A 7,208-nucleotide genomic window follows, 5' to 3' on the forward strand; every position below is an offset into this window, starting at 1 on the left:
CAAAATAGCAGTCCCACGCTCCCCGTTCGAGTTACAAGAATTCGGTGCCTAGGAACGAATCAGGCCAAGAATCTCGTTGACCAGCGCGTCGACCTCTTCCTGGGTCGGCGCTTCCGCGTTAAGACGCAGCAGCGGCTCCGTGTTGGATGCACGCACGTTGAACCACGCCTTGGAGTCCTTCAACTGCACAGTCACACCGTCGAGGGTGTCTACCGATTCCGCACGATCCGCGAACGCATCCACCACACGCTTCGTCGCCGCTTCCTGGTCGGCAACTTCCGAGTTGATCTCACCAGATGCGACGTAGCGCTCGTACTGCGCCATCAGTTCACTCAGCGGCTTGTCCTGCTCTGCCAGCGCCGCCAAAACGTGGAGCGCAGCGACCAAGCCAGAGTCCGCGTTGAAGAACTCAGCAAAGTAGTAGTGCGCGGAGTGCTCACCGCCGAATAGCGCGTTGTGCTCGGCCATCTTGGCCTTAATGTAAGAGTGGCCCACACGGGTGCGTACGGCGGTGCCACCACATTCGTCGATCATCTCCGGCACTGCACGCGAGGTAATCAGGTTGTGGATGATCGTCGCACCGGGGTTCTCCGCAAGGGTGCGCGTGGCAATCAGCGCAGTGATGGCGGAAGGGGAAACGGCCTCGCCCCGCTCGTCAACAACAAAGCAACGATCCGCATCCCCGTCAAACGCCAACCCGATGTCCGCGCCCTGCTCAACAGTGAACTTCTGCAGGTCAACCAAATTCTTCGGGTCGAGCGGGTTCGCCTCATGGTTCGGGAAAGTACCGTCTAACTCGAAGTACAGCGAGCGAATATCCATATCCCCCAACGCCGCCGGAACCGTCAGCCCAGCCATGCCGTTTGCGGCATCCACTGCCACGACCAACTTGCGCCGCGTAGGCACCGGCACCAGATCACGCACATACTTCGCGTATGCCTCGAGCGCATTTTGCTTCTCGACGACACCACGTTCCCCCTCAAACTCCGGCACGCCCTCAAGAATCATGCGGCCGATTTCCGACAAACCGGTATCTGTAGACACCGGGGTCGCGCCCGCGCGGCAGAGTTTGATGCCGTTGTACTGAGCCGGATTGTGCGAGGCGGTAAACATCGCACCAGCGCAACGCTGGGAGCCGGCAACGAAGTAGAGCTCGTCAGTCGACGTCAGCCCCAAGTCGGTGACATTAAGCCCCTGGGAGGCAGCTCCCTCGGCGAACGCCGCGGCCAGCGCCGGCGACGACGGACGCATGTCGTGGCCGACAGCGATACGGGTCTCACCCTCCTCGCGCAGAATGTGGGCAAACGCAGCGCCGGCGGTGCGGACAAAGTCCTCGTCGATGTGCTCGCCGACAACGCCTCGAACGTCGTAGGCCTTAATAACGCTGCTCAGAGTCTCACGTGTGTGCTGGATAGCCATGCAGGCCATCTTAGTGCGCCCCGCGACACGACCCCTCCCCGGCTGCTGTGGTTTCGCTATTCCTGCTCAGCCGAAGGATCCGGCACGATGCGCAAATGCGAACGGCGCGCCGCCTTATGCGCAGCAATCTGCTCTTCCACCCGCTTCGTGCGATGCACCGGGTGGTTCGAGGTATCCGGGTCGTTGAAGTCGTGCGAGGCCTCGTACTCGATTGGGTCCTGCGAAGAATCGACCAAACCAGTGGTCAGTCGACCCGCCTCACGCACGGCCTCGGCCAAGGCGGTGATGTCGGAGGCTTCCGGATCGTCATCCTCATCGCCTTCTAACTCGACGTGCTCTACACGGACCATTTCCCAACCAACGGGCGCGGTGATGTGGGCGGAATGGCGCTCACACAAGTCCCACGCATGCGGATCTGCTACCGGGGCGAGCGGACCGATCACTGCCGTCGAGTCCGCGTACGCGTAAATCAGCGTGGCCACAGCGGGCCTGCCGCAACCCGGGCGACAACAACGACGGAAGACATTCACGGCGGACAGTCTAAACCCCTTCTTGAGGTTTTTGTACTGCGGCGCGGCGCGTCCCCTCCACACCTGCCTGTTTCCACCTTAGGATTGCCGTCATGCAGACCCCTTCCAGGCCCGGCGTCGGTCCCTCGCACGTCCGCGCCGCACGCGACCGCCACGGGCGAGGTGCCCGTGGCCCGCTCCTGCCTGTTGGGGTGCCCCGCTATCGCTCGCGCAACGACGCATTCGACGCACTTGTCATGGAGGCCTACGCCCCGCTCCACAACGCGTACTTTGAGCAGCTGGCAAGCGTGGATCTGGCGGTGGACACGATTCCACGCATGCGCCTGCACGCAGATATGACGATCTTGCCGGACGAGATCATCGCCGACGGCCCGGTCCCTCTCGGGCGGGTGCTCCAGGCAGGCGTGGATCAGCACGGTAACCCCACCCGCGCGCGCTTTGTCGTGTTTCGCATGCCGATAGAACACCGCGCGGTGACCACCCAGGAGCGTGCAGAGTTGCTCACGTGGGTGCTCACCGCGCTGGTAGCAAACTATTTAAATTTGGATCCACGCACTGTGAATCCCGATTTTCCCTGGTAGATCCACACTGTAGATCTTGGGAGTTGTTAGCCGATCTGCTTCTTCAGACGGCGACGCTCACGATCGGACAGCCCACCCCAAATACCGAAGCGCTCATCGTGCTCGAGTGCGTACTCGAGGCACTCATCGCGCACTGCGCATGCCTTGCAGATTCGTTTGGCCTCACGAGTTGAGCCGCCTTTTTCAGGAAAGAAGGCCTCGGGGTCAGTCTGCGCACACAGCGCCTGGTCCTGCCACTCCTGCTCGACAGTGCCAAACAACTCGTCGAGGGTCATCCCTCCCGCAGCAGCGCCGCGGAGGATGGCGTCCGCTTGATTTTCCACGCCATTACCTTCCCTGTTGCTTAGTTGATCTTTTCGGTGGTCGTTCGAAGAGTGATGCACCCGCTGGTTGCGGATGCGGAAATAACACTTCTGTGATTACACACCGAGGCACTAAATAGTCGCAACCAAAATGTGAGCCGAGCGCGCCTTTTTTAGACATTCCCCACGTCAACTTTCACACCAGTCACAACTGTCACAGTATAGCTGCAATGGGGGTGGACTTCGGGGGTACTACATGTAGTGTCGGGACTAAAAAGCGCGACTATTTGGCCGTGTTGGCGTGTCGGTTACGCGTCTGGGGAGAAACGCACTCCCGAATCTGGGATCACAACACCCGGCCACACACGCATGCCACCCTGCAGCTCGCAGCGCGCACCAATCTGGGCGCCTTCACCGATCACACAATCAACCAAGCGCGCATTCGCTCCAATCGTGGCTCCGGCAGCAATGATGGAATTGCGCACCATTGCGCCAGGCTCGATGGTGACGCCGTCGAAGATCACGGAGTCGTCGATACGCGAGCCCGCCCCAATCTCACAGCCACGGCCAACCGTTGTGCCGCCCATCAGAATCACGCCGTGCGCAACACCGGCAGACGGATCCACCACAGATTCGCCCGTACGCCCCTTCAACAGCGGCGAGTACGCAATGCCGCGCACCACATCCGAGGAACCCTGGACGAAATCGTCCGGGCGGCCCATGTCGCGCCAGTACGACGAATCCACATGGCCGACGACCTTCGCACCCTGCTCAAGCAGGCCCGGGAAGGTTTCGCGCTCTACGGAAACCACACGTCCTGCCGGGATCTGCTCGATCACCGAACGCTTAAACACGTAGCAACCGGCGTTGATCTGGTCGGTCGGCGGATCCTCGGTCTTTTCCAAAAAGGCCAGCACGTTGCCGTCCTCATCCGTCGGCACCGAGCCGAACGCGCGCGGATCCGGCACCCGCACCAGGTGCAGCGTGACATCCGCGTCCTTATCCACGTGCGTGTGCGCAATCGCCGACAGGTCCGCGCCAGAAAGCACATCACCGTTGAAGACCATCACGTTGTCGTAGCGGAGCTTCTCGTAGACGTTGCGGATGCCACCGCCGGTGCCAAGCGCTTCTTCCTCCACGACGTATTCGATCTCTAGACCGAACTCGGAACCGTCGCCGAAGTACTCCTCAAACACCTCTGCCTTATAGGACGTCCCCAGCACCACGTGACGCATGCCAGCCTCACGGATGCGGGCAAGCAGATGTGCCAAGAACGGGAAACCTGCCGTCGGCAACATCGGCTTGGGTGTAGAGACAGTCAGCGGACGCAGGCGTGTGCCACGCCCGCCGACAAGAATCACCGCATCCATTTCTGTGATTTCTGCAATTTCAGCAGACTCGGCGATTTCGGTGGAGGCTGTCTGAGCCATTGCTAGATCCTTCATCTTGTTGTCAGTTCACTTCCCCACGGCCGGTGCCAGCCCTGCGTGCAGGTTTCGCCCTACCCAACTGCAGCGCACCCCTCACTCGGAGGCCGAGCCACAACGCCCAGCGGATGGGAGCTTGCCACGCATGCGGATGGCGGTCGCGCTGGAACCGATACGCCGAGGCGTGGTGCGCAGGCACCGTAACTCCCCTGTGTCGGTCCGCAACATGGCCCTGATCGTGCAAGATCACGGAACTCGGACAGTACAAATTGTCCCAGCCTGCACGGGTAAGACGGTCACCGAAGTCGATGTCTTCCAGGTACATGAAGTAGCGCTCGTCGAACCCGCCGATCTGGTCGAACGCATCCCACCGCACAAGGAGGCACGCGCCGGACAGCCAGCCTGCGGTGCGTTGCACCTCCATATTCGCCCCGGCTTGGTACGCGCGGGAAAACGGGTTGGACGGCCAGTAGTCGTACAGCAGCGCGTGCCCGATCCCCATGGCCAGGCTGGGCACCTCGCGCGCGCTGGGGTATGCGGAGCCGTCGGCCTCTTCAATCCTGGGCCCGGCGGCGCCAGCCTTCGGCGCGTCGTCGGCGCAGTGGATCAACTCGTCGATGCTCCCCGGGGTGAACTCCACGTCGGGGTTCACAATAAGGAAGTAGTCGCCGCGCACCGCACCTGCTTTTCGACGATCCCCCAACTGCCGAGCAGCCGCATTAATCGCAGCCCCGTAGCCGATGTTTCCACCAGTGGGGAAAAACTCCACGTGCTCGTGCTCGCGTGCGGCCTGCTGCGGCACGCCGTCCTTGGAGCCGTTGTCGGCGCAAAGCAGCACAACGGGGCGCGTCGTCGCCTTCTCCAAGGAGGCGATGAGCTGCGCCAAGTGCTCCCCAGGCGAATACGTCACGGTGATCACCGCGAGTGGCGCCTGATGAGCGTCAGGATGATGCTCTGTGTCTTTCACAATGTTGGACAGCATACCCACCATGACCTCCAATTCCGGCGCACGGCACAGGGCGAGCCGGGGAATGTCGTATAATTCCCGGCGTGACTGAGCCCAGGCGGCAAGCCCGCGATATCAAACCTGCCCCGTCCCGGGTGCGGGATGTTTCGCAATCTGGCCACCCCGCACTGCGAACCACGCTTGCCATCGTCTCCGCCGCCGCGATCGCCCTGTCGGGCGTCGGGTATTTCGCCGTTGGGCGGCTTGGCGGGCAGTTGAGCGCGTCGGACTTAAAGGTGTCGTCGCAAAGCAAAGGCAAAGACGGCAACGCCCTGGACGGCGCAATGGACATCCTGCTGGTGGGCTCCGATTCGCGCACGGACGCGCAGGGCAACCCCTTAAGTGAGCAGGAACTTTCCCGTCTGAACGCCGGTATCGCGGACGGTGAGATCAACACCGACACCATCATGGTTATCCGCATCCCGGAGGACGGCTCACGCGCGACCGCAGTGTCCATCCCACGCGATACCTATGTGCATACGGACGACTACGGCAACCTGAAAATCAATGGCGTCTACGGCGCACACGCTGCCGCAAAACGCGAAGAACTGATCGAATCCGGCATGAGCGAAGGCCCGGCGCTCGAACAGCAGGTTGCTCGCGCAGGACAAGAGGGACTGATCGACGCCGTAGCGGACCTCACCGGTGTCGAAGTCGACCACTTCGCCCAGGTCGGTCTCCTTGGCTTCGTGCTGCTCACCGACGCTGTCGGCGGCGTCAAAGTGTGCCTGAATAATCCCGTGGACGAGCCACTCTCCGGCGCGAAGTTCCCCGCCGGCGAGCAGACCCTCGACGGTGCGCAAGCCCTGTCGTTTGTGCGCCAACGCCACGACCTGCCGCGCGGCGACCTAGACCGCATCGTGCGCCAGCAGGCCTACATGGCTTCGCTCGTACAGTCGATGCTTTCCGCAGGCACCCTGACCAACCCGGCGAAACTGCGCGAACTGTCTAACGCAGCGGAACGCTCCGTGACACTGGATAAGGGTTGGGACATTGTGGGCTTGGCCCAGCAACTTTCCGGCCTGGCTGGTGGCAACGTCACCTTCACCACCATCCCTGTGACCTCCGTCAATGGTGTCGGTGACTATGGCGAGTCCATCGTCACCGTGGATCTACCGCAGGTGCAGAAGTTCATGGCAGAAGCGATTAAGCCTGAGGAGGACAACACGGACGGCGCTGAGGGTTCTGACGGTTCGGACTCCGCCACCAGCGCCCCACGCGAGACGTTCAACGGCTACGAAGCAGTCATGCTCAACGCCGGCAGCGTCCCCGGACAGGCTGGGCGTGTTGCTGAGATACTCAACGGCGACGGCCTGACGGTGACAAGCGTGTCCAACGCCATGGAAGGCCTCTACACAGCTACCCAAGTGCTTGCCGCAGACGAGAACAACCCGGCCGCCCAGGAGCTGGCCCAGCTGCTCGGCGGAGTGCCCGTCGTGGCCAACGCCAGCGTGGAGCCGAACACGGTCATTGCCGTCATCGCGGACGACTACAACGGGCCCGGCGCGATGGATGCTGACGAGGCGGAACAGGTCGCTCCTGTGGGCACGCCAGGTGAGGATTTCGGTGCCAACGAGCCTGCCCCTGAGCTCTCAGCTGGCGAGGACAGCCCGCGCTGCGTGAATTAATATCCCCCAATCGCCTGAAATTCGAATCGGCGACAGGTAAAACCTCTTTGCATGAACATTGCAAAGAATCATTCTGTCCACCACGCCGCCCAGGGCTCCACTTCGGTAGCACCTCAGGAGGCCACATCAGGCACGGTTCCCGACCCGGGACCGGACGATGGGACCGAACGAGATCAGACACCAAGAGGAGCCGTAGACCGGCTCCTCTCTTTTATTGAGCGGGTAGGTAACAAACTTCCGGAACCGTTCACGCTCTTCCTGTTGCTCTTCCTGATCACCGCGGGGTTAAGCGACAAAATGTGTGTCTGCTATCGG

Annotated in this window: 7 protein-coding genes and 1 pseudogene; 3 read left to right on the top strand and 5 right to left on the bottom strand. The window is 61.8% G+C overall.

Annotated features, from left to right (window positions below; genetic code table 11):
* Positions 1-48: 48 nt before the first annotated feature.
* Both HMPREF2656_RS04860 and HMPREF2656_RS04865 read right to left on the bottom strand, forming a co-directional pair.
* Positions 49-1,419: a phosphomannomutase/phosphoglucomutase gene (locus tag HMPREF2656_RS04860; RefSeq protein WP_070614832.1), complete on the bottom strand. Its 1,371-nt coding sequence runs from the start codon at positions 1,417-1,419 to the stop codon at positions 49-51.
* Between the two features lie 56 nt (positions 1,420-1,475).
* On the bottom strand, positions 1,476-1,949 hold the full coding sequence (locus HMPREF2656_RS04865) for a DUF3499 domain-containing protein (protein WP_083279486.1): 474 nt from the start codon (positions 1,947-1,949) through the stop codon (positions 1,476-1,478).
* A gap of 92 nt (positions 1,950-2,041) precedes the next feature.
* On the opposite strand from HMPREF2656_RS04865, the gene HMPREF2656_RS04870 reads away from it, so the two are divergent.
* Positions 2,042-2,530 carry a metallopeptidase family protein gene (locus HMPREF2656_RS04870; protein ID WP_070422848.1) on the top strand — a complete coding sequence of 163 codons (489 nt, stop codon included), beginning with the start codon at positions 2,042-2,044 and terminating at the stop codon, positions 2,528-2,530.
* Between the two features lie 26 nt (positions 2,531-2,556).
* Here HMPREF2656_RS04870 and HMPREF2656_RS04875 read toward each other — a convergent pair whose 3' ends face one another.
* The 3 genes from HMPREF2656_RS04875 to HMPREF2656_RS04885 form a co-directional block, all read right to left on the bottom strand.
* Positions 2,557-2,805: a WhiB family transcriptional regulator gene (locus HMPREF2656_RS04875; RefSeq protein WP_180952331.1), complete on the bottom strand. Its 249-nt coding sequence runs from the start codon at positions 2,803-2,805 to the stop codon at positions 2,557-2,559.
* A 335-nt stretch (positions 2,806-3,140) separates the two neighbouring features.
* Entirely contained in the window at positions 3,141-4,202 is a 1,062-nt protein-coding gene (locus tag HMPREF2656_RS04880; protein WP_070422892.1) for a mannose-1-phosphate guanylyltransferase, read from the bottom strand.
* Between the two features lie 82 nt (positions 4,203-4,284).
* Positions 4,285-5,241 carry a glycosyltransferase family 2 protein gene (locus tag HMPREF2656_RS04885; protein WP_070422891.1) on the bottom strand — a complete coding sequence of 319 codons (957 nt, stop codon included), beginning with the start codon at positions 5,239-5,241 and terminating at the stop codon, positions 4,285-4,287.
* A gap of 68 nt (positions 5,242-5,309) precedes the next feature.
* Here HMPREF2656_RS04885 and HMPREF2656_RS04890 point away from each other — a divergent pair, with 68 nt between their 5' ends.
* Positions 5,310-6,893: an LCP family protein gene (locus HMPREF2656_RS04890; RefSeq protein ID WP_083319443.1), complete on the top strand. Its 1,584-nt coding sequence runs from the start codon at positions 5,310-5,312 to the stop codon at positions 6,891-6,893.
* Positions 6,894-6,944: 51 nt separating this feature from the next.
* A pseudogene (locus HMPREF2656_RS13290) lies at positions 6,945-7,208 on the top strand (AbgT family transporter); the annotation flags it as partial.

Origin of the sequence: Corynebacterium sp. HMSC034B08, assembly GCF_001835805.1 — a bacterium.
Classification (GTDB): domain Bacteria; phylum Actinomycetota; class Actinomycetes; order Mycobacteriales; family Mycobacteriaceae; genus Corynebacterium; species Corynebacterium coyleae.